Here is a 19,890-nt window from a genome sequence, read left to right on the forward strand (position 1 = left end):
GCGTCACGGAATCAGGCCCTCCCGCTCCAGACGGCGGCCCAGCTGGGCCAGGGCGCTGCGGATGCGGGACTTGGCCGTCCCCTCCGGGACACCCAGCGCGGCGGCCACCTCCCGGTAGGTGAGCCCGCGGTAGTAGGCGAGCTCCAGCGCCTCCCGCAGCGGCGGCGGCAGCGCGTCCAGCGACCGCCGCACCCCGCTCTCCCGCTCGCTCGCCAGGAGGCGCTCGTCGGCGCCGTTCGGGGAGGCGTCCGTGACGGCCGCCGCGGGCGGTCGCCGCCGCAGGGACTCGCGCCGGACCCAGTCGACCGCGCGGCGGTGCGCGAGCGTCGCGAGCCAGCCGCGCAGCGAACCCCGCGCCGGGTCGAACGCGAGCGGCCGCTCCCACAGGCCGGCGAACACCTCCTGCGTGACGTCGCGGGCGGCCTCCGCGTCCCCCGTGACGCGCCGCGCGAGCCCGTGCACCAGCGGGGCGAACAGGTCGTAGACCTCGCCGAGGGCGTCCTCGTCTCCGGCGGCGAGCCGGTCACGGAGCATCTCGTCGCGAGCGGGCTCCGGCTCCGGCGCGTCCACCGAACCACCACCCGTCGTCGACCGCCATGGGGTGATTCTCCATCCGGAGGCGGGGCGAGGGCCCGTCCGCGCGGTGGCCTCGTCCGGCCACGGCCGGGCGGTGGGCCTACGATCGCCGGATGAGCGGTCTGTACGCCATCAGCGACCTGCACGTCGGATTCCCCGAGAACCGAGCGTTCGTGGCGGAGCTCCGGCCGGAGTCCCACGACGACTGGCTGATCGTGGCCGGGGACGTCGCCGAGCGGTTCTCCGACGTCGAGTGGACCCTCCGCACCCTCGCCGAGCGGTACGCGACCGTCCTATGGGTGCCCGGCAACCACGAACTGTGGACGATGAAGGACGACCCGGTCCGGCTGCGCGGCGAGGCGCGCTACCGGCGGCTCGTCGACATGTGCCGCGGCATCGGCGTCCTGACCCCCGAGGACCCCTATCCGGTGTGGGACGGGCCCGGCGGCCCCGTCACCGTCGCGCCGCTGTTCCTCCTGTACGACTACACGTTCCGTCCGGAGGGCACCCTCGACAAGGACGAGGCGCTGAAGGTCGCGTACGAGGCGGGCGTCGTGTGCACGGACGAGGCGTACCTGCACCCGGACCCGTACCCGACCCTCGACGCCTGGTGCGGCGCCCGTGTCGCCTACACCGGGGAACGCCTCGCCGCCCTGCCGCCCGGCACCCGCACGGTTCTCGTCAACCACTGGCCGCTCGTCCGGGAACCGACCCGCGTGCTGTGGTACCCGGAGTTCGCCCTGTGGTGCGGGACGGAGCGCACCGCCGACTGGCACGCCCGGTTCGGCGCGGTGTCCGTCGTGTACGGGCACCTCCACATCCCCCGCACGATCTGGACGGACGGCGTCCCGCACGTCGAGGCGTCCGTCGGCTACCCCCGCGAATGGCGGAAACGCGGCGAGGCGCCCCCGGGGCCCCGCCGCGTCCTGCCGCGCGACTAGTCGCAGACGAACCGCGTGCCGCCCCAGCGGTCGCGGTCGTGCTCCCGCTGCCGCCGGACGACGTACGCGCCCGGCGCGCATCCCGACGCGCCGTGCTCGGGGTGCACGAGGTAGGTGACGGCGGTCGCCTCGAACACGCCGATGGCGAGGGGGTCGCCGGTCCGGCGCGTCCACCGGCACGTGCCGGGGTCGGCGACGAGGGTGTGCGGGTTGCCGCCCGCCTCGGCGCGCAGCAGCTCGACGCCCTCCGGCGGGACGTCCCGCCACGGGGCGCCGCCGGGAACCCGCACCGACTCCGCGACGACGCGCAGCGGGATGACGAGGAGGTCGCCCTGCGCCTGGAGCCCGTCGATGACGGGAATGGCGAGGGACTGCTCCAGATGGTCGAGAACGGCGATGCCGGTCTGCTCGGACAGGGACGCGAGTGTCATGGTCATGTGCATCACCTCGTTCAGGTTCGGCGGGCGAGAAGGGCGTACTGGTCGCCGGACAGCCCGTAGGTCCATCCGGCCGCGGCGACGGGATCGTCGATGGAGGCCGGCACGGTGAGCCCGTACCGGCGGCGGGTCCCGTCGCGCTCGACGGATCCGTTGACCGCGAGGAGCGCTCGCGTCCCCCGGTGCACGTCGTAGAGCCGCAGCTCGGCGCCGGGATTGCCGGGATCGGGAGCGGACGCGACCAGGCGGAGCCCGGCCTCCTCGATGTAGGCGGGCCAGCCGATCCGCTCGATCGCGCACCGGCGGACCTCGACGTTCTCCTCACGGGCGATCCGGTCGACGCCGGGGTCGTCGATCACCCACGACGGGACGGGCGTGCCGTGCCAGGCGTGCACGTCCCACCCGTCCGCGTACCGGATCGCGGGGCCGGCCGCGGAGTGCAGCCGGACCTGCCCGTCGTCCCCCCACACCTCGGTGCGGAGCGCGACGGGCCGCTCGGACACCGTGCACACGTCCCGCCGCGGCCACCACCAGCCCGCCGCGCCGGCCGCGGCGTTCCACAGGCCGAGCCGGCGGCCCGCCTCGGGTCCGGTGATGTCGCCCGCCGCGCGGCGGACGGCGTCGTAGTAGGCCAGCCACGACACGCACATCAGCCCGTACCAGCGGTTCCTCGACCGGAACCCGATGCCGCCCGTGCCCTGGACCGCCCGTTTGAGCGTCCCGTCCCCGGACGCGGTCAGCGAGTCGCGGATCGGGCGCCGGAACAGGCGGTCCAGCCCCGCGAACCGCTTGGCGATCGCGCCGTCGAGGTCGCAGCGCAGGCGCTCCGCGTCCGCGGCGAGCAGCCGCGCGACGGGCCATTCGTCCAGGCGGTCGATCTTCTCGGTGTTCCGGGGGCGAAGGCCCGGCGGAACGGTCTCCAGGGCGGCGAGCGGCGACGCGACCCAGTGGAAGCGCGGCGGATCCAGCCCGATCAGGCGGTAGAGGTGAGAGATGGCCGCCTCGGCGGCCGGACGGTCGGCGGGCGCCGTGCTCAGCGCACGTCCCAGCCATTCCTCGCGGATGTCGGCAGCGTCCCGCTGCGCGGCTCCGGTCATCGGATCAGGGCGTCAGCGCCCCTTTCAATGATCATGCCCGATATGGTGGCAGACCGCCCCGTCCGGTGTCCAGCACCGGAACCCGGACGCCGCGAGGGACAGCAGCCGCTCCGAGGCGCCCCGCTCCTGCTCGGCGACCATGCCGACGGCGCAGGCGAGGGCGAGCACGTCCGCGAAGTCCGCGCCGGACGGCACGTCCCCGGCGTCCCGCGCCCGGACGAACAGCGCCTCGCCCGCCGCCCGCACCTGCCCGGCCCGCCCCCCGCTCCGGGCGGCGCCCGCGTCCACCGCGGGCTCGCCGGGGCGGTGCTCGGGCACCCACAGGGCGACGCGCGCGGACGCGGCCATGCCGCGGAACTCGGTGACGGCGGTGACGAACGCCCGCAGCCACTCCAGCAGCGCCTCGCCCGGATCCGGTGCGGACGCGAGGTCCCGGGCCCGTGCGGCGAGCCGGTCGAAGCCGTCGGCGAGCAGCGCCTCGAGGAGGTCCTGGCGGGCGGGGAAGTGCCGGTACAGCGTGCCGATCCCGACCCCGGCGCGCCGGGCGACGGCCTCCAGCGACGCGCCCGCGCCGTCGCGGCCGAAGACCTCCCGCGCGGCCGCGAGCAGCCGCGCCCGGTTGCGGCGCACGTCGGCGCGCTCCTGCCGGACGGCCCCCTGTGGCGTGTCGTCGGTGCTCACCTGCGTCCTTTCGAGACACGGGACGGACGCGCGGAGGGGACCGCGTCTTGGAACGGTCCCACCATCCTAGGCCAGGGCACCGGATGATCCCGGGAGCGGCCCGCGGGCCGCTCCCGGGGCCGCCGTCAGGAGCCGGCGGGTGTGATCGGGATCTGCACGCGCCCCCCGGCCGCCCGGAACTCGGCGGCCTTCTCCCGCAGGCCCTCGTCCAGCGCGTCCGCCGCGCCGAGGCCCTTCTCCTCCGCGTACCGCCGCACGTCCTTCGTGATCTTCATCGAGCAGAAGTGCGGCCCGCACATCGAGCAGAAGTGCGCCGTCTTCGCCGGCGCGGCCGGGAGCGTCGCGTCATGGAACGCGCGCGCCGTGTCCGGGTCCAGCGACAGGTTGAACTGGTCCTCCCACCGGAAGTCGAACCGGGCGTCCGACAGGGCGTCGTCCCACGCCTGCGCACCCGGATGCCCCTTCGCCAGGTCGGCGGCGTGCGCGGCGATCTTGTAGGCGATCACGCCCGCCTTGACGTCGTCGCGGTCCGGCAGCCCCAGATGCTCCTTCGGCGTCACGTAGCAGAGCATCGCCGTGCCGTACCAGCCGATCATCGCCGCGCCGATCGCCGACGTGATGTGGTCGTAGCCGGGCGCGATGTCGGTGGTCAGCGGCCCCAGCGTGTAGAACGGCGCGTCGTCGCACCACTCCCGCTGCAGGTCCACGTTCTCCTTGATCTTGTGCATCGGGACGTGTCCCGGGCCCTCGTTCATGACCTGGTTGTCGTACTCCGCCGCGATCCTCGTCAGCTCGCCCTGCGTCCGCAGCTCCGCGAACTGCGCCTCGTCGTTGGCGTCCGCGATGGAGCCGGGCCGCAGGCCGTCCCCGAGCGACCACGTGATGTCGTACGCCGCGAAGATCTCGCACAGCTCCCGGAAGTGCGTGTAGAGGAAGTTCTCCTCGTGGTGCGCCAGGCACCACGCCGCCATGATCGACCCGCCGCGCGAGACGATCCCCGTCTTGCGGCCGGCGGTCAGCGGCACGTACCGAAGCAGCACGCCGGCGTGCACCGTCATGTAGTCGACGCCCTGCTCGGCCTGCTCGATCACGGTGTCGCGGAAGACGTCCCAGGTCAGCGCCGCCGGGTCGCCGCCGACCTTCTCCAGCGCCTGGTACAGCGGGACGGTCCCGACCGGGACCGGCGAGTTCCGCAGGATCCACTCCCGCGTCGTGTGGATGTCCCGTCCCGTCGACAGGTCCATGATCGTGTCGGCGCCCCAGCGGGTCGCCCACGTCATCTTCTCGACCTCGTCCTCGATCGAGGACAGCACCGCCGAGTTCCCGATGTTGGCGTTCACCTTGACCAGGAAGTTCCGTCCGATGATCATCGGCTCGATCTCCGGATGGTTGACGTTCGCGGGCAGCACCGCCCGGCCCGCCGCCAGCTCGTCCCGGACGAACTGCGGCGCCACCCCCTCCCGCAGCGCGACGAACTCCATCTCCGGGGTGATCTCCCCGCGCCGCGCGTACGCCCGTTGCGTCACAGCCCGCCCGGACGCCCGACGCGGGGCCCGTTCGGGGAACGCCACGGCGCCCGGCGCCGTGCGCCCGTCGTCCTCGGGCCGCACGGCACGCCCCTCGTACTCCTCGGTGTCGCCGCGCCCGGCGATCCACGGCGCCCGCGGCGCGGGCAGCCCCCGCCGCACGTCCGCCTCGTACGCCGGGTCGGTGTACGGCCCCGACGTGTCGTACAGCACGACGCACTCGCCGTTGGTGAGCGGAACCTCCCGCATCGGCACCCGGAGGTCGTCCCGCGACCCCTGCAGATACGTCTTGCGGGCATGCGAAACCGCGTTCTCGGTCATCGACCTGATCTCTCCCTACGCCGGCATTACCCGGTCAGGTTCCAGCGGTCAGCGGCCGTCCCAGCCGCACTCTCAGCCCGGTTCGCCGGGCCCCCGCGATCTGTCGCCCCCACGCTAACGCGCCCCGCCGCCCCCGCACACCCCTGTCAGGATGGGCGCATGGCAGCCGCTTCCGCTCCGCCGGAGGGCCGGGGCGCGACCGTCGTTCGGGACACCGATCCTGAGCGAAGCCCCCTGGCCTGCACCACGCGCTGACCCCGCCCGCTACCGTCGGTGCGTGCGCATCGACCTGGTGACGATCATCGTCGAGGACTACGACGCGGCCATCGCCTTCTTCGTGGGCGCTCTCGGCTTCGAGTTGGCCGAGGACTCTCCGTCGCGCACCAACGACGGCCGCCCGAAACGCTGGGTCGTGGTGCGGCCGCCCGGCGGCGGCACCGGGATCCTGCTGGCCCGCGCCGTCGGCGGCCTTCAGGCCGCCGCCGTCGGCGACCAGGCGGCGGGCCGCGTCGGGTTCTTCCTGCGCGTGGACGATTTCGAGGCCGCGCACCACCGTATGGCGGACGCCGGAGTCGAGTTCGTCAAGGCACCCCGCACCGAGCCCTACGGCCGGGTCGCCGTCTTCCTCGACATCGCCGGCAACCGCTGGGACCTCCTGGGACCGCCCCCCTGATCGCGCGCCGGGCCCGACGCGGTAGCTTCGCGGGCCACCCCGACGGCCCTGACCATCGCGGTGTTCACCGCCGGAGTAGCCCTGTGGTGATTCGCCGCCTCGTGGCTCGGCTCCCACCGGCGCATCATCGAGGCGATCGAACGCCACGGCCACTGGCTCGTCCCGGCGGTCTTCATCACGATCGGCGCTGCGATATTCCTCAAGTCCGGCGTCCTCACCAGACTCCTCTGACCGTCAGTGAGACGGAGGCCGAGTGCTTCGATGTGAGGGTTCCTGGGACGAGGTGCCCACAAGGGCCGAGGATCTGCATTCGCTGCTCGTCCGCTGACTCCCGTGTGCCGCGGGATTCGACTACGCAGGACGCCGGAGTGCGGCCTTCCAGGTCTTGCCGCTCGCGCGGCCCGACGGGATGTCGGCGACGCCCCTCACGTCGTCCGGCATGCGGGTGTTCTGGGGGCGCAGGAACGAGAAGCGGTAGGGCGCGCCCGCGACGCTGATCTTCATCCCGCCGCCGAAGTGGTACCACGGGAACCGGACGTCCCCGACGACGTCGAGCGGGGCGTCGAACAGGGTGACGGCGCGGCCGGCGTCGAGTTCGGCGCCCAGGGTGGGCCGACCCGTGCGCTTCTCCAGCTCGCGCACCTGCCCGCCGGTCAGCGCGCCCCGCCCGAACGCGTCGAACCGCAGCCGCCCCCGCGCCGTCATCAGCATCCCCGGCGTGCTGCCCGTCGATCCCATCATCAGCCAGGCCAGAGTCCGGGCCTCCGACGCGACACCGTACGCGTTCATGTGTTCCCCCATGGGTCGGTCTTCCGTACTCGGTGAAGCTAGGGCGGCGGCCGTCCTGGACGACATGGAGCAGCGTCCTGATCCGCACCGGGACGGGAGTCCCGGTCACGACGCTGCGATGGCCGGCACTGCCAGGGCGGGTTGACAGCGCCTAGGACGCATGTCCTAATATCCCGGCTAGGACGGTCGTCCTAGAATTGCGGAGCGGCCGGCGACGCGGAGAACGGGGTGGAGGCATTGGGCGCGGCAACGACCCGGACCCATATCGTCGAGGCGGCCGACCGGCTGTTCTACCGGCAGGGCTACCAGCACACGTCCTTCGCGTCGATCGCGGAGGACGTGCACATATCCCGGGGGAACTTCTACTACCACTTCAAGTCCAAGGACGACATCCTGGCCGCGGTGATCGCCGCGCGGCGGGACGACCTTCGGCGGATGCTGGAGCGGTGGGAGGCCGAGGAGGCCGACCCCGCCGGTCGCATCCGCAGGTTCATCGAGATCGTGGTGACCAACCGCGCCGAGATCATGAGCCACGGCTGCCCGGTGGGCACCTTGACCACGGAGCTGGCCAAGCTGGGCCACCCGGCGTTGGGTGAGGCTGGTGGCCTGTTCACGCTCTTCCGGGGGTGGCTGGGGGAGCAGTTCACGCAACTGGGTCATCAGGCACAGGCCGACGCCCTGGCGATGCATGTGCTGGCCTTCAGCCAGGGCGTCGCCACGCTGGCGCACGCCTTCGGGGACGAGGAGTTCATCCACCGGGAGGTCCAGCGGATGCACGACTGGCTGAGCCGGTACGCACGGGCGGCCACGCGCGCCGTGCCCTGGGACGGCGCAAGGGCCGATGCGTGACGCGACCCAATTCAACGAATCCGAGGGGTCTTACATGTTCGTGGTACTGCTGCGGTTCTCCGGCAACAAGAGCGCGGCCGGACGACACATGCCCGCCCACCGGGAGTGGATCGAGCGTGGCGTCGACGACGGCGTGTTCCTCCTGGTCGGCGGCATTCAGCCGGGACTGGGCGGCGCGATCGTGGCGCACGGGACGTCGCGGGAGCAACTGGAGGAGCGCGTCGCGGCCGACCCGTTCGTCGCCGAGGACGTCGTCAGCGCGGAGGTCGTGGAGATCGAGCCGTGGACGGCCGACGACCGGTTGAAGTTCCTGATCGCCTGAGCGCGGCCCGCGGTCGATCCCGGGCGGGGCGGGCGTGCGGTACCTCGGCGAACACCGCTTTTCCGAGAAGCCCCGGGGCTTCCTCGTCAGTGCCTCAGGGCGAGTACGTAAAGGAGGGCCGAGAGGGCGGCGGCTGAGCCCACCTCGCCGCGGGCGGCCAGGTCCGGAACGGAGGCGAGCGGCACCCACTCGACGCGCTCCGCCTCGACGTCGGTCGGGTCGCCGACCCGGTCGGCGCCGGAGGCGCGGAATATGTGGTGGACGCCGTCGTGAACGCCCGGTGACGTCCGGATCTGCAGGAGGGGCTCCATGGGGCCGGGGCGGTGACCGGTCTCCTCGAGGAGTTCCCGGGCGGCGGCCTCGGCGGGGGTCTCGCCGTCCTCGACGATGCCGCTGGGGAGCTCCCAGCCCCAGCGGTCGGTGATGAAGCGGTGCCGCCAGATCAGCAGCGCGCGGCCGGAGTCGACGGCGATGACGCCCGCGACGGGGCGGACGCGCAGGAGGTGGTGGTCGAAGCGGCGGCCGTCCGGAAGTTCGACGTCCGCCAACCGGACGTTCATCCACGGGCTGTCGTAAACCGGCCTCTCACCGTGCACCGTCCACCTCATGGGCCGACGCTATCGGGGGCTTTCCAAGCCTTACCGATAGGGTCAGGATCATTGGGGGACAGGGAGGCGAGCGCGTCGATGAGCGGTGAGGTCGACATGGCGCGGGACCGGGTCGTGACGGTGCCGAACGCGTTGAGCCTGGCGCGGCTCGTCGGCGTTCCGCTGTTCCTGTGGCTGATCCTCGCCGAGCACGACGGGTGGGCGCTCGGCGTCCTGATGTTCGCCGGGCTCTCGGACTGGCTGGACGGCAGGCTCGCGCGCGCGCTGAACCAGACGAGCAGGCTCGGCATGGTCCTCGATCCGGCGGCCGACCGGCTCTACATCCTCGCCACGCTCGTCGGGCTCACGGTCCGGGAGATCATCCCCGTGTGGCTCGTGGTGCTGCTGGTCGCCCGGGAGTTCGCGATCGCGCCGATCGCGCCGATCGTCCGCAGGCTCGGGTACGGCGGCACGCTGCCGGTCCACTTCATCGGCAAGGCGGGCACGATGTGCCTGCTGTACGCGTTCCCGCTGCTGCTGCTCGGCGACCACGACGGCGGCGCGGCGACCGCGGCGAAGATCATCGGCTGGTCCTTCGCGATCTGGGGGGCCGGCCTGTACTGGTGGGCCGCCGTCCTGTACTGGGAGCAGACGAGACGGCTCGTGCTGGACGCCCGCGCGGCGTCCGGCGACCCGGGCGGCACGGATGCGCCGCCCGGCGATCAGGAGGGAGCTGAGACGCCCCGATGAAAGCCGTCGTGATGGCGGGTGGCGAGGGGACGCGGCTGCGTCCGATGACCGCCAACCAGCCGAAGCCGCTGCTGCCGCTCGTCAACCGGCCGATCATGGAGCATGTGCTCCGGCTGCTGAAGCGGCACGGGTTCACCGAGACCGTCGTGACCGTGCAGTTCCTCGCGGCGCTGATCCGCAACTACTTCGGGGACGGCGAGGAGCTCGGCATGTCGCTGAGCTACGCGACGGAGGAGATCCCGCTCGGCACGGCCGGGAGCGTCAAGAACGCCGAGGAGGCGCTGCGGGACGACCGCTTCCTGGTGATCTCCGGGGACGCCCTCACCGACATCGACCTGACCGACATGGTGCGGTTCCACAAGCGGAACGGCGCCCTCGTCACGATCGGGCTGAAGCGCGTCCCGAACCCCCTGGAGTTCGGCATCATCATCGTGGACGACGAGGGCCGCATCCAGCGGTTCCTGGAGAAGCCGACGTGGGGGCAGGTGTTCTCCGACACCGTCAACACCGGCATTTACGTCATGGAGCCGGAGGTCCTCGACCATGTGGCGGCCGGGGAGGTCGTCGACTGGTCCGGCGACGTGTTCCCCAAGCTCCTCGCGGAGGGCGCCCCCCTCTACGGGTACGTCGCGGACTGCTACTGGGAGGACGTCGGCACCCACGAGAGCTACCTGAAGGCGCAGGCGGACATGCTGTCCGGCCTGGTGGCCATCGACCTGGACGGGTTCGAGGTGTCCCCGGGCGTCTGGGTCGCGGAGGGCGCGGAGGTCGACGCGGAGGCCGTCCTGAAGGGGCCCCTCTACATCGGCGACTACGCCAAGGTCGAGGCGGGCGTGGAACTGCGCGAGTTCACCGTCCTCGGCAGCAACGTCGTGGTGAAGGAGGGGGCGTTCCTGCACCGGGCGATCGTCCACGACAACGTGTTCGTCGCGCCGTCCACCAACCTGCGCGGCTGCGTCATCGGGAAGAACACCGACATCATGACGGGCGCCCGCGTCGAGGAGGGCGCGATCGTCGGCGACGAGTGCGTCATCGAGGCCGAGGCGTACGTGTCCAGCGGCGTGAAGGTGTACCCGTTCAAGACGATCGAGGCGGGCGCGGTCGTCAACACCAGCGTGATCTGGGAGTCGCGGGGGCAGCGGAACCTGTTCGGGCCGCGCGGCGTCTCCGGCCTCATCAACGTGGAGATCACGCCAGAGCTGGCGGTGCGGCTCGCCAGCGCCTACGCGACGACCCTGAAGAAGGGCACGACCGTCGTCACCGGACGGGACGTGTCCCGAGCCGCCCGCACCCTGAAACGCGCCGTGAACAGCGCGCTGACCGCCAGCGCCATCAACGTCCAGGACCTGGAGGCCGCGCCCCTCCCCGTGACGCGGTTCCAGACGAGCCGGGAGGAGTGCGAGGGCGGGATCTACATCCGCACGACCCTCGGGGACCCGCAGGGCGTCGACATCCTGTTCCTGGACGCCGACGGCGCCGACCTCTCTTTGGCCGCGCAGCGGAAGCTGGAGCGGGTCTTCGGCCGGCAGGAGTACCGCCGGGCGTTCCCGGGCGAGATCGCCGAACTGACCTATCCGCCCCGCGTCATCGACACCTACACCAGCGACCTGCTGCGCCGCGTGGACATCAGCGGCGTCCGCGAGGCCGGGCTGAAGATCGTCCTGGACGGGGCGGGCGGCGTCGCGTCCCTCGTCCTGCCGAACCTGCTGGGCAAGCTCGGCGTCGAGGTCCTCAGCCGCAACAGCGGCCTGGACGAGGCCAACCCGACCGAGACGCTCGCCGAGCGGATGCGCGACCTCGAGCGGCTCGGCGAGCTCGTGTCGTCGTCGCGCGCGGCGTTCGGCGTCCGGTTCGACCCGGTGGGGGAGCGGGTGTCCCTCGTGGACGAGAGCGGCGCCCTCGTCGGCGACGACCGCGCGCTGCTCGTCATGCTCGACCTCGTCGCGGCGGAGCGGCGCGGCGGGCGCGTCGCCCTCCCCGTCACCACCACGCGGGTCGCCGAGCAGGTGTGCCGGTTCCACGGCGTCCAGGTCGAGTGGATCTCCACGTCGCAGGACGTCCTGACCAAGGCCGCCGCGCGCCCCGACGTCATCTTCGCGGGCGACGGCCGGGGCGGCTTCCTCATGCCGGAGTTCAGCGGCACGGTCGACGGCATAGCGGCGTTCATCCGGCTGCTCGGCCTCGTGGCCCGCACGCGCCTGACGCTCTCCCAGATCGACCGCCGCATCCCGGACGCGCATCTCCTGCGCCGCTCCGTCCCGACGCCGTGGGCGGCGAAGGGCAGCGTCATGCGGCACGTCGTCGAGGCCGCGGGGGACCGCACCGTGGACACCACGGACGGCGTCCGCGTGGTGGAGGAGGACGGCCGGTGGGTCCTGGTCCTCCCCGACCCGGCGGAGGCGGTCACGCACCTGTGGGCGGAGGGCCCCGACGAGGACGCCGCGCAGGAGCTCCTCCAGGACTGGGCGGCCGTGGTGGAGCGCGCGGGTTCCTGACCCGGGGCGCTCAGTCGACGGGCGTGTCGTCCGGGGTCCCTTTTGCGATCTCCGCGAGGACGCCGAGCGCTCCGCCGAGCGTCTCCGGCGGCGGCGAGGCCAGGCCCAGCCGGACCGAGCGGGGCGCGGCCGCCGAGCCCGCGGTGAACGCGGCGCCCGGCGTGACGGCGATGCCGCGCCGGGCCGCCGCCGCGACGAACGTCTCGGCCCGCCACGGCGCGGGCAGGTCCCACCAGCAGAAGTAGGAGCGGGGATCGGCGCGGATCGCGAAGCCCGCGAGCCGCTCCGCCGCGATCCCCTGCCGGGACGCCGCGTCCGCCCGCTTCGCCTCGGTGATCGCCTGGACGGTCCCGCCGGTGATCCAGCCGGTCGCGGCGTCCAGCGCGAACCCCGAGGGTCCCCACGCGCCGGAGCGCAGCGCCGCGGCGACCCGGCCGGACAGGGGCGGGGGAGCCACCGCGAACCCGACGCTCAGGCCCGGCGCGAGGCGTTTGGAGAGGCTGTCGACCACGATCGTGCGGGCCGGGGCGAGCGCGGCGAGCGGCGGCGGTGCGTCGGCGCGCAGGAACGCCCACACGCGGTCCTCGACGGCGTGGACGTCGAGGTGGCCGAGCATGGCGGCGAGGGCGCCGCGGCGCTCGGGAGGCATGGTCGTCCCGCGCGGGTTGTGCAGGACGGGCTGCACGTACACGGCTGTGAACGGCGCCGCCGGGTAGGCGTGCGCGAGCGCGGCGGGGTTGAGGCCCTGCTCGTCCACCGGGATCGGGACGAGCGTGACGCCGAGCCGCGCGGCGATGCCCTTCACGACCGGGTAGGTGAGCGCCTCGACCGCGAGCCGCCCGCCCGGCGGCACCAGCGCGGAGATCGCCGCCGCGATCGCCTGGCGCCCGTTCCCGGCGAACAGGACGTCGTCCGGGCGGGGCGCCCAGCCCCCGGCGGCCAGGAGCGAGGCGGCGGCCTCCCGGGCGGCTCCGGTGCCCGGCACGGCGGCCGGCGCCAGGACCCGGTCGAGGACGTCCGGCCGCAGCAGGCGCTCCAACCCCGCCCCCAGCAGGGCGCTCTGCTCGGGGACGACGGGATGGTTGAGCTCGAGGTCGATCCGCGCGGCGGCCGGTTCGGTCAGGGCCGGGTGCGGCGCCCGCGCCGCGGCCCGCACGAAGGTGCCGCGCCCCACCTCGCCGACGACGAGGCCGCGCCGCGCCAGTTCCGCGTACACCCGCGCGGCCGTCGAGTCGGCGATGTCCCGCGACCGCGCGAAGGCCCGCTGGGCGGGGAGCCGCTCACCCGGCCTCAGCCGCCCTGACGCGATGTCGGCGGCCACCGAATCGGCCACCCGCCGGAAGTCCTCCATGCCGCCGCCTCCAGATTGCACCGAGATCAATTCTAACATTGCCCTGAGAGTGGCGGGGCAAATAGCATGGAAATGCCCCGAGTTAGGAGTTCTCTTGATCTCGTACACCGCCGCCGCGGGCATCGCCGCGGTCGCGCTCGGACTCGTCCTGACGCCCGGCCCCAACATGGTCTACCTGGTGTCCCGGTCGGTGGCCCAGGGGCGCCGCGCCGGGCTCGTCTCCCTCGGCGGCGTCGCGGCCGGATTCGTGATCTACGTCGCGGCGGCCACGGCGGGGCTCGCCACCCTCTTCGCGCTGGTCCCGGCGGCCTACACGGCGCTGAAGGCGGCCGGCGTCCTGTACCTGCTCTGGCTGGCCTGGCGGGCGGCCCGGCCCGGCGGCACGCCCTTCGCCGCCCGGGACCTGCCCGCCGACCCCGCGCGCCGCCTGTTCGCGATGGGGCTGGTCACCAGCCTCCTCAACCCCAAGATCGCCGTCCTCTACATCTCGCTGCTCCCGCAGTTCGTCGACCCGGCGCGCGGCCATGTCGCCCTCCAGAGCCTCCTCCTCGGCCTCACCCAGATCGCCGTGGCGGTCACGGTCAACGGCCTGATCGTCCTCGGGGCCGGCGGGATCGCCGACCTCCTGCGGCGCCGCCCCGCCTGGGAGCGGGCGCAGCGGTGCGCGACGGCCGCCGTCCTCGCCGCCATGGCCGTCCGGCTGGGCCTGGACCGGGCCCGTCCCCTCCCCGCCTGACCCGCGGGCGCGGTACGGTCTCAGGGAAGGGGGAAGTGAACCGGAGGTGCCCGCAGGGCGTCCGCGGGGCGGCCCGGTCCGCGCGGCGGCGTAGACCTGCGATCATCGTCGAAGGTAGTTTGGACGGGTGGGCCCGCCGCTCCGGTTGACCCCCCGGGTGTCGCCCGCGTAGGTTGCGGCGACCGTCGTGCGAGCGGGCGGTGAGTTGGAGCAGGCAGCAACACGCCGGGGCGGGTGCCCCGGTCAGGGTTGGTAGATGGATGCGCGTGGCGCGTGCGGTCCCCGCGGTGCGGGGCGTCGCGGCGGCACGCCGATGGTAGGAGGCCGAGCCGATCGATGCCGAGCGTCTACTGCACGCAGTGCGGTCACGCCAACCCGGATGATGCCCGCTTCTGCTCGAACTGTGGCACGCCGCTGACCCGGAGTTCCGCGCCGCCTCCCCGGGAGTCGCCCGGCGAGTCCACCTCGACGATCTCCATCGGGGGTTTCGAGGCGCTGGACACCGAGCAGGCCGGCGAGGAGCCCGCGGGCCCGGACCAGGTCGCGGTGGAGGCGTTGCCCCCCGGGACGGCGCTGCTCGTCGTGAAGCGCGGCCCGAACGCCGGGAGCCGCTTCCTGCTCGACAAGGACCGCACCTCGGCGGGGCGCCACCCCGAGAGCGACATCTTCCTGGACGACGTGACCGTTTCCCGGCGGCATGCCGAGTTCGCCCGCGAGGGCGGCGCCTTCTCCGTCCGGGACGTGGGCAGCCTCAACGGCACCTACGTCAACCGGCAGCGCATCGACCGGGCCGGCCTGTCCGGCGGCGACGAGGTGCAGATCGGCAAGTTCCGGCTGGTCTTCCTGACCAACCCGCAGCACGGCTGAGCCGCCCATGCCGAGCCGGACGCCGCCGGGCCCTGCCCGCCCGGGCCCGAACACGACGCCGCCGGCCGCACGGCCGGGACGGGGGGAGGGGTCGTGAGCGCGCGCCCGGCCCGGTCCCTGATGACGATCGGGGACGTCCTGGCCCTGCTGCGGCCCGAGTTCCCCGACATCACGATCTCCAAGATCAGGTTCCTGGAGGCGGAGGGGCTGGTCGAGCCGCAGCGCAGCCCGTCCGGCTACCGGAAGTTCGGCGACGGCGACGTGGCGCGGCTCCGGTTCGTCCTGACCGCCCAGCGCGACCGGTACCTGCCGCTGCGGGTGATCCGGCAGCAGCTGGAGGCGCGCGACCGGGGCGAGGCCGTTCCTGCGGAGACCGCCACGGCGGAGCGGGCGCGCCGGCCGCGGACGCTGGTGGCCGCCGGCACCACCGCGGACGACCCCGCGGTCCGGCTCACCCGGCGGCAGCTCCTCGACGGCGCCGGGATCGACGAGTCCCTGCTGGCCGACCTGGAGGAGTACGGGCTCGTCCGCCGGGCGGGCGGCCGGTACCAGGGCGAGGCCCTCACGGTGGCGCGGGCGGCGGCGGCGCTGGTCGCCGCGGGCCTGGAGGTCCGGCACCTGCGCGCCGCCAAGGCGGCGGCCGACCGGCAGGTCGATCTGATCGAGCGGCTCGTCGGGCCGCGGCTGCGCCGCCGGGGCCCTGAGGCGCACGCCGAGGCGGCCGAGGCGGCGGGGGATCTCGCGGCGCTGTCGGTGCGGCTGCACGCGGCGCTGGTGGCCGCGGGGGTCCGGGAGAGCATCGGCTCCTGATCGCTGAGGCCTTCCGCGCGGTGTCCGGCGCGGGGTGTACGTTGGCTATGAGGTCCGGTCGGGGAACCGGGGCCGCCGGTGCAGGCGAACCAGCTAGGGAGCCGCAGTGAAGCAGATGGAGGTCGTCGGCGTCCGGGTCGAGATGCCCTCCAATCAGCCCATCGTCCTGCTGAAGGAGACGGAGGGCGACCGCTACCTCCCCATCTGGATCGGGGCGGTGGAGGCGACCGCGATCGCCTTCGCCCAGCAGGGCGTGCTGCCTGCCCGTCCGCTCACCCACGACCTCTTCCGGGACGCCCTGGACGCCCTGGGCGTCCAGCTGCGCACGGTGAACATCACCGCCCTCCGCGAGGGCATCTTCTACGCCGACCTGGTGTTCTCCAACGGGGTCGAGGTCAGCGCACGCCCGTCCGACTCGATCGCGCTGGCGCTGCGCACCGGCGCCACGATCTTCGCCGGCGAGGACATCCTGGAGGAGGCCGGCGTGGCGATCCCGGACGAGCAGGAGGACGAGGTCGAGAAGTTCCGCGAGTTCCTCGACACGATCTCCCCGGAGGACTTCGGCCGCGCGGGCTGAACCGGGCCCGCAGGAGCCGGCCGCCCGCCCGGGTGCGGCGGGAGCGGTTTCCGGGCCGCCGGAGGGTTCGACCCCGCGGCGTGGGATATATCACTTCGGGGTGCAACTTCACCCCCCGCCACGGATGTTGTGGATTGCCCGGGACCTGCCCGTTTCGGGGAATAAATGACCGGGCAGGGACCTCCGTGGTGCGGAAGGTGCGTGGTTTGCCCACGTGAAGCCGGTTCATCCGGGCATGCGACGCGCCGACGGTGAACGTTGACCACGCCCTGACCGGCACCTACCGTGCTGGTGGAACACCCGTGGTGTAATTCGTCAAACCCCGTTGACGAAGCGCCACGGGCTGATAGAAGCCGGAGGTCCGCGTGGCGGTGAGCAGCGGCGAGGGCAAGGCGACCCCCGACAGGCACATGGCGTCCCGGCGCGCCGGAGAGCAGGGTCTGCTCTTCGACACGCAGGTGTCCGTGCCGCCGGAGGATGTCGGCTACCGCGGCCCGACGGCGTGCGCCGCGGCGGGGATCACGTACCGGCAGCTGGACTACTGGGCCCGGACGAAGCTGGTCGAGCCGAGCGTGCGCGCGGCGCACGGCTCCGGCAGCCAGCGCCTCTACAGCTTCCGCGACATCCTGGTGCTGAAGGTCGTGAAGCGGCTCCTGGACACCGGGGTCTCGCTGCAGCAGATCCGCACCGCGGTGACGCACCTGCGCGACCGCGGCGTCCGGGACCTGGCGCAGATCACCCTGATGAGCGACGGCGTCAGCGTGTACGAGTGCACCTCCGCCGACGAGGTCGTCGACCTGCTCCAGGGCGGCCAGGGCGTCTTCGGCATCGCCCTCGGGCGGGTCTGGCAGGAGGTCGAGGGCTCGCTCGCGGACCTGCCGGGGGAACGCGCGGCCCGTGACGACGACGCGTCCGGGCACCACCACGACGAACTCGCCGACCGCCGCCGCGCCCGCCGCACCGGCTGACGGCCCTCACAGCACCTCTTTGCGCTGCAGGTAGGCGAACGCCGCCCAGCCCGGCAGGACCGGCAGCCACAGCGTCAGCAACCGGAACAGCAGCACCGCGGACGCCGCGGTCTCCGCCGGCAGCCCCGAGATCGTCAGCGCGAGGGTCAGCGACGCCTCGACGGCGCCGAGGCCGCCCGGCGTGGGGACGGCGGACCCGACGGCGTTGGCGGTGAGGAACACCACCGCGACCGCCGTCCAGGGCAGCTCCCCGCCGAACGCGCGGATGGACGCGTCCAGGCAAACGACGAACGCGAGGGTGAGCAGCAGCGTCCCGCCGATCCCGGTGACGAGCTTGCGCGGCGACTGCAGGACGTCGACGAGCCGCGGTACGACACCCGAGAACATGCTCTTCAGCCGCGCCGCGACGATCCGCCGGACCCGGGGGACGGTCATCGCGACCCCGGCGAACAGGCCGAGGGCGAGGACCGCGATGACGACCGTCCGGGACGGCGCGAGGTCCCGCGTGGCGTTCTGGGTGGAGCCGGTGAGGAACCCGAAGAGGATCAGCAGCAGGACGTGGACGGCGAGCCCGGCCAGCTGGGACGCGCCGACGCTCGCGACCGCCGGGCCGGGCCGCACCCCGGACCGCTGCAGGTAGCGGGTGTTGACGGCGACGCCGCCGACCGCCGCGGGCGCGACGAGCTTCACGAACGACGCTGCGACCTGGACGACGAACGTCCGCCACAGCGGCAGCCGCTCCGGGACGAACCCCATCAGCATGAACGCGGCGGCGAGGTAGGTGACGACCGCCGCGCCCAGCGCGACCGCCACCCACCACCAGGTCGCGGTGGACACCAGGTGGGCGAGGTCGATGCTGCCGAACTGCGGGATCACGATGTAGGCGGCGACCGACAGCGCCACCATGCTGAAGATCGTCCGGGGCTGGAAGCGCTCCAGCCGGACCGGGGCGGCCTCCGTCTCGGGCGTCAGCCGGACGATCTGCTCCCGGAGGCGGGGGAGGAGGTCGCGGCGGTGCCGCAGCGCCGCGCGGGTCTCCCGGGACAGCGCCACCCGCTGCAGCAGCGGGACGGCCGCGCCGAGCGCCGCGCCGCCGAGCTCGGCGGCGGCGGTCGCGACGGCCCGCTCCGGTCCGGTGCGCAGCGCCAGCGTCGTGAGGAGCTGCGCCAGGTCGATCCGCAGGGCGAGGTCGCCGGCGGCGACCTCCCCGGCGCGCAGCCCCGTCAGGTGCGCCCGGCCGTCGGCGCCGACGAGGATCGCCTCGCCCTCCAGCCGCCGGTGCGCGAGCCGCGCGGCCTGCAGGTACCGGAACTGGCGCCACACGTCGGCCAGCAGCTCGTCGGTGATCTCGTCGTCGGGGACGCCGGTCAGCGGCCGCCCCGGGACGTGCTCGTAGGCGAGCAGCGCCGCCTCCGTCCCGGCGTCGGTGGTCGCGATCAGCCGGGGGGTGCGGACGCCCGCCGCCTCCACCGCGTACGCCATCAGCGACTCGAGCTCCAGGGAGCGGCGCAGCGACCGCAGCGTCCGGCCGGTGGTGGTGCCGCGCAGCCGCAGCAGCCGCCACACCCGGTACAGGACGCCCGCCTGCTGGAGGTCGCGGTCGAGCACGCGCAGCTCCAGCTGCCATTCCCCGGTGCGCGGCGGCACGCGTGCGGCGCGTCCGGCCTCCGGGGGCGCCAGCGCGACGCCGTACCGCCGGACCTCCTCGGCGCCGCCCGCGTCGTCGTCCAGCCGGGCCGCCCGCACCGGCCGCAGCCCGAGCCGCTCCAGCGCCGCCAGCACCGCCCGGCCGGACGGCCGCGGGTTCGGCGTGCCGACCGCGTACAGGGTGCCGTAGCCGATCGCGCGGCCCGCCAGGTACGTCGCGGCGAGCGCGGCGACCGACGCGTACGCCGCGGTGAGCCCGGTCAGGGCCGCCAGCCCGATCATCGTCCAGGCCGCGGCCTGCCACCGGTACCGGCCCGCCATCCCGACCGCGGTGACGAACGCGATCACCGGTGCGATCGCGGTGTGCACGGGCGCGGTCTCGGTGCCACCCCAGATCAGCGAGTCGAGGACGCCGCCCGGCGCGGCCGGCACCACGCGGTCGTCCAGCACCACGGTGACGGCGACCGCGATCGTTGCGGCGAGCAGGGCGATCGCGACCCGAACGCCGTCGCGGTGGAAGAGCCGCTCGACCGCGAACGCGATCGGGACGGCCAGCACGCCGAAGCCGGACACCAGGGTCGCCACGGACAGCAGCAGCCGCGGCGCGTGCGCGGTGCCCTCCACGATGTCGGTCTGCAGCCCGTGCGTCGTCTGCTGCCCGACGCTGACCAGCAGCATCACCGCCGCCAGCCCGATCACCGACGTCGCGAACCGGATCGCGTCGGACGGCCGGCGGATGCGGTCGGGCCGCTCCGGCTCGTCCACGGGCACGCCGGAGGGCGCGCCCCGCTCGTGGCGCGTGGTCTCCTCGCGGGTCTGGGTCACCCCTCACCGCCCGCCCTTCTGCCGCCCCCGGACCCGTCCCGCCAGGGGCCGGCCCCGTCCCGCCA

The 19,890-nt window shown here is 73.7% G+C and carries 20 protein-coding genes and 1 riboswitch; of the genes, 11 read left to right on the forward strand and 9 right to left on the reverse strand.

What is annotated here, in order from left to right:
- Positions 1–3: 3 nt before the first annotated feature.
- Positions 4–570: an RNA polymerase sigma factor gene (locus tag IE99_RS0112260; RefSeq protein ID WP_030168486.1), complete on the reverse strand. Its 567-nt coding sequence runs from the start codon at positions 568–570 to the stop codon at positions 4–6.
- Between the two features lie 119 nt (positions 571–689).
- Here IE99_RS0112260 and IE99_RS0112265 point away from each other — a divergent pair, with 119 nt between their 5' ends.
- Positions 690–1,517, forward strand: coding sequence for a metallophosphoesterase family protein (locus IE99_RS0112265; protein WP_030168488.1), 828 nt, complete (start codon positions 690–692; stop codon positions 1,515–1,517).
- Here IE99_RS0112265 and IE99_RS0112270 read toward each other — a convergent pair.
- The 4 genes from IE99_RS0112270 to thiC all read right to left on the reverse strand — a co-directional run bounded on the left by IE99_RS0112270 (position 1,514) and on the right by thiC (position 5,579).
- Positions 1,514–1,954: a hypothetical protein gene (locus IE99_RS0112270; protein ID WP_211258794.1), complete on the reverse strand. Its 441-nt coding sequence runs from the start codon at positions 1,952–1,954 to the stop codon at positions 1,514–1,516. The two genes, IE99_RS0112265 and IE99_RS0112270, sit on opposite strands and share 4 nt — an antisense overlap.
- A gap of 14 nt (positions 1,955–1,968) precedes the next feature.
- Positions 1,969–3,051, reverse strand: coding sequence for a DUF6745 domain-containing protein (locus tag IE99_RS0112275; protein ID WP_030168493.1), 1,083 nt, complete (start codon positions 3,049–3,051; stop codon positions 1,969–1,971).
- Positions 3,052–3,075: 24 nt separating this feature from the next.
- Positions 3,076–3,732 carry a TetR/AcrR family transcriptional regulator gene (locus IE99_RS0112280; protein WP_051712426.1) on the reverse strand — a complete coding sequence of 219 codons (657 nt, stop codon included), beginning with the start codon at positions 3,730–3,732 and terminating at the stop codon, positions 3,076–3,078.
- Between the two features lie 125 nt (positions 3,733–3,857).
- The gene (gene thiC / locus IE99_RS0112285) at positions 3,858–5,579 is read right to left on the reverse strand and encodes a phosphomethylpyrimidine synthase ThiC (RefSeq protein WP_037559219.1); all 1,722 of its coding nucleotides are present in this window, start codon (positions 5,577–5,579) and stop codon (positions 3,858–3,860) included.
- A riboswitch (TPP riboswitch) is annotated at positions 5,573–5,686 on the reverse strand. (Overlaps the previous gene by 7 nt.)
- Positions 5,687–5,856: 170 nt before the next feature.
- Here thiC and IE99_RS0112290 point away from each other — a divergent pair.
- On the forward strand, positions 5,857–6,252 hold the full coding sequence (locus IE99_RS0112290; RefSeq protein ID WP_030168502.1) for a VOC family protein: 396 nt from the start codon (positions 5,857–5,859) through the stop codon (positions 6,250–6,252).
- 351 nt (positions 6,253–6,603) lie between these two features.
- Here IE99_RS0112290 and IE99_RS0112295 read toward each other — a convergent pair whose 3' ends face one another.
- The gene (locus tag IE99_RS0112295) at positions 6,604–7,041 is read right to left on the reverse strand and encodes a hypothetical protein (RefSeq protein ID WP_157610227.1); all 438 of its coding nucleotides are present in this window, start codon (positions 7,039–7,041) and stop codon (positions 6,604–6,606) included.
- A gap of 228 nt (positions 7,042–7,269) precedes the next feature.
- Here IE99_RS0112295 and IE99_RS0112300 point away from each other — a divergent pair, with 228 nt between their 5' ends.
- Together IE99_RS0112300 and IE99_RS0112305 are read left to right on the forward strand one after the other, a co-directional pair.
- Positions 7,270–7,890 carry a TetR/AcrR family transcriptional regulator gene (locus tag IE99_RS0112300; RefSeq protein ID WP_245623173.1) on the forward strand — a complete coding sequence of 207 codons (621 nt, stop codon included), beginning with the start codon at positions 7,270–7,272 and terminating at the stop codon, positions 7,888–7,890.
- A 34-nt stretch (positions 7,891–7,924) separates the two neighbouring features.
- Positions 7,925–8,212, forward strand: coding sequence for a YciI family protein (locus IE99_RS0112305; protein WP_030168509.1), 288 nt, complete (start codon positions 7,925–7,927; stop codon positions 8,210–8,212).
- An 86-nt stretch (positions 8,213–8,298) separates the two neighbouring features.
- Here IE99_RS0112305 and IE99_RS0112310 read toward each other — a convergent pair whose 3' ends face one another.
- A complete protein-coding gene (locus IE99_RS0112310; protein WP_030168511.1) occupies positions 8,299–8,820 on the reverse strand; it encodes an NUDIX hydrolase in 522 nt (173 codons plus the stop codon).
- 78 nt (positions 8,821–8,898) lie between these two features.
- Between IE99_RS0112310 and clsA the strand changes: the two genes are divergently transcribed.
- Both clsA and IE99_RS0112320 read left to right on the forward strand, forming a co-directional pair.
- Complete coding sequence (gene clsA / locus IE99_RS0112315; RefSeq protein ID WP_037559221.1) at positions 8,899–9,549, forward strand: cardiolipin synthase ClsA; 651 nt, start codon at positions 8,899–8,901, stop codon at positions 9,547–9,549.
- On the forward strand, positions 9,546–12,044 hold the full coding sequence (locus tag IE99_RS0112320; protein ID WP_030168514.1) for a mannose-1-phosphate guanyltransferase: 2,499 nt from the start codon (positions 9,546–9,548) through the stop codon (positions 12,042–12,044). Before clsA ends, IE99_RS0112320 begins: the two co-directional genes overlap by 4 nt.
- A gap of 10 nt (positions 12,045–12,054) precedes the next feature.
- Here IE99_RS0112320 and IE99_RS0112325 read toward each other — a convergent pair whose 3' ends face one another.
- Positions 12,055–13,416, reverse strand: coding sequence for an aminotransferase-like domain-containing protein (locus tag IE99_RS0112325; RefSeq protein WP_245623174.1), 1,362 nt, complete (start codon positions 13,414–13,416; stop codon positions 12,055–12,057).
- A 73-nt stretch (positions 13,417–13,489) separates the two neighbouring features.
- On the opposite strand from IE99_RS0112325, the gene IE99_RS0112330 reads away from it, so the two are divergent.
- From IE99_RS0112330 to IE99_RS0112350, 5 genes are all read left to right on the forward strand, one after another.
- The gene (locus IE99_RS0112330; RefSeq protein WP_030168521.1) at positions 13,490–14,131 is read left to right on the forward strand and encodes a LysE family translocator; all 642 of its coding nucleotides are present in this window, start codon (positions 13,490–13,492) and stop codon (positions 14,129–14,131) included.
- Between the two features lie 336 nt (positions 14,132–14,467).
- Positions 14,468–14,998 carry an FHA domain-containing protein gene (locus tag IE99_RS0112335; RefSeq protein ID WP_030168524.1) on the forward strand — a complete coding sequence of 177 codons (531 nt, stop codon included), beginning with the start codon at positions 14,468–14,470 and terminating at the stop codon, positions 14,996–14,998.
- A gap of 93 nt (positions 14,999–15,091) precedes the next feature.
- Positions 15,092–15,808: a transcriptional regulator FtsR gene (gene ftsR / locus IE99_RS0112340; RefSeq protein WP_030168527.1), complete on the forward strand. Its 717-nt coding sequence runs from the start codon at positions 15,092–15,094 to the stop codon at positions 15,806–15,808.
- Positions 15,809–15,914: 106 nt separating this feature from the next.
- A complete protein-coding gene (locus IE99_RS0112345; RefSeq protein WP_030168531.1) occupies positions 15,915–16,385 on the forward strand; it encodes a bifunctional nuclease family protein in 471 nt (156 codons plus the stop codon).
- A gap of 365 nt (positions 16,386–16,750) precedes the next feature.
- A complete protein-coding gene (locus tag IE99_RS0112350; protein WP_030168534.1) occupies positions 16,751–17,353 on the forward strand; it encodes a MerR family transcriptional regulator in 603 nt (200 codons plus the stop codon).
- 6 nt (positions 17,354–17,359) lie between these two features.
- Here IE99_RS0112350 and IE99_RS0112355 read toward each other — a convergent pair whose 3' ends face one another.
- Complete coding sequence (locus tag IE99_RS0112355; protein WP_030168539.1) at positions 17,360–19,825, reverse strand: lysylphosphatidylglycerol synthase transmembrane domain-containing protein; 2,466 nt, start codon at positions 19,823–19,825, stop codon at positions 17,360–17,362.
- Between the last annotated feature and the right edge of the window lie 65 nt (positions 19,826–19,890).

Source organism: Spirillospora albida, assembly GCF_000718255.1.
GTDB lineage: Bacteria > Actinomycetota > Actinomycetes > Streptosporangiales > Streptosporangiaceae > Spirillospora > Spirillospora albida.

Bases quoted from the DNA above. Each gene is read 5' to 3' on its own strand.
- IE99_RS0112265 (WP_030168488.1), top strand. From the start codon at position 690: ATGAGCGGTCTGTACGCCATCAGCGACCTGCACGTCGGATTCCCCGAG.
- IE99_RS0112270 (WP_211258794.1), bottom strand. From the start codon at position 1,954: ATGACCATGACACTCGCGTCCCTGTCCGAGCAGACCGGCATCGCCGTT.
- IE99_RS0112275 (WP_030168493.1), bottom strand. From the start codon at position 3,051: ATGACCGGAGCCGCGCAGCGGGACGCTGCCGACATCCGCGAGGAATGG.
- thiC (WP_037559219.1), bottom strand. From the start codon at position 5,579: ATGACCGAGAACGCGGTTTCGCATGCCCGCAAGACGTATCTGCAGGGG.
- IE99_RS0112295 (WP_157610227.1), bottom strand. From the start codon at position 7,041: ATGAACGCGTACGGTGTCGCGTCGGAGGCCCGGACTCTGGCCTGGCTG.
- IE99_RS0112305 (WP_030168509.1), top strand. From the start codon at position 7,925: ATGTTCGTGGTACTGCTGCGGTTCTCCGGCAACAAGAGCGCGGCCGGA.
- IE99_RS0112310 (WP_030168511.1), bottom strand. From the start codon at position 8,820: ATGAGGTGGACGGTGCACGGTGAGAGGCCGGTTTACGACAGCCCGTGG.
- clsA (WP_037559221.1), top strand. From the start codon at position 8,899: ATGAGCGGTGAGGTCGACATGGCGCGGGACCGGGTCGTGACGGTGCCG.
- IE99_RS0112320 (WP_030168514.1), top strand. From the start codon at position 9,546: ATGAAAGCCGTCGTGATGGCGGGTGGCGAGGGGACGCGGCTGCGTCCG.
- IE99_RS0112335 (WP_030168524.1), top strand. From the start codon at position 14,468: ATGCCGAGCGTCTACTGCACGCAGTGCGGTCACGCCAACCCGGATGAT.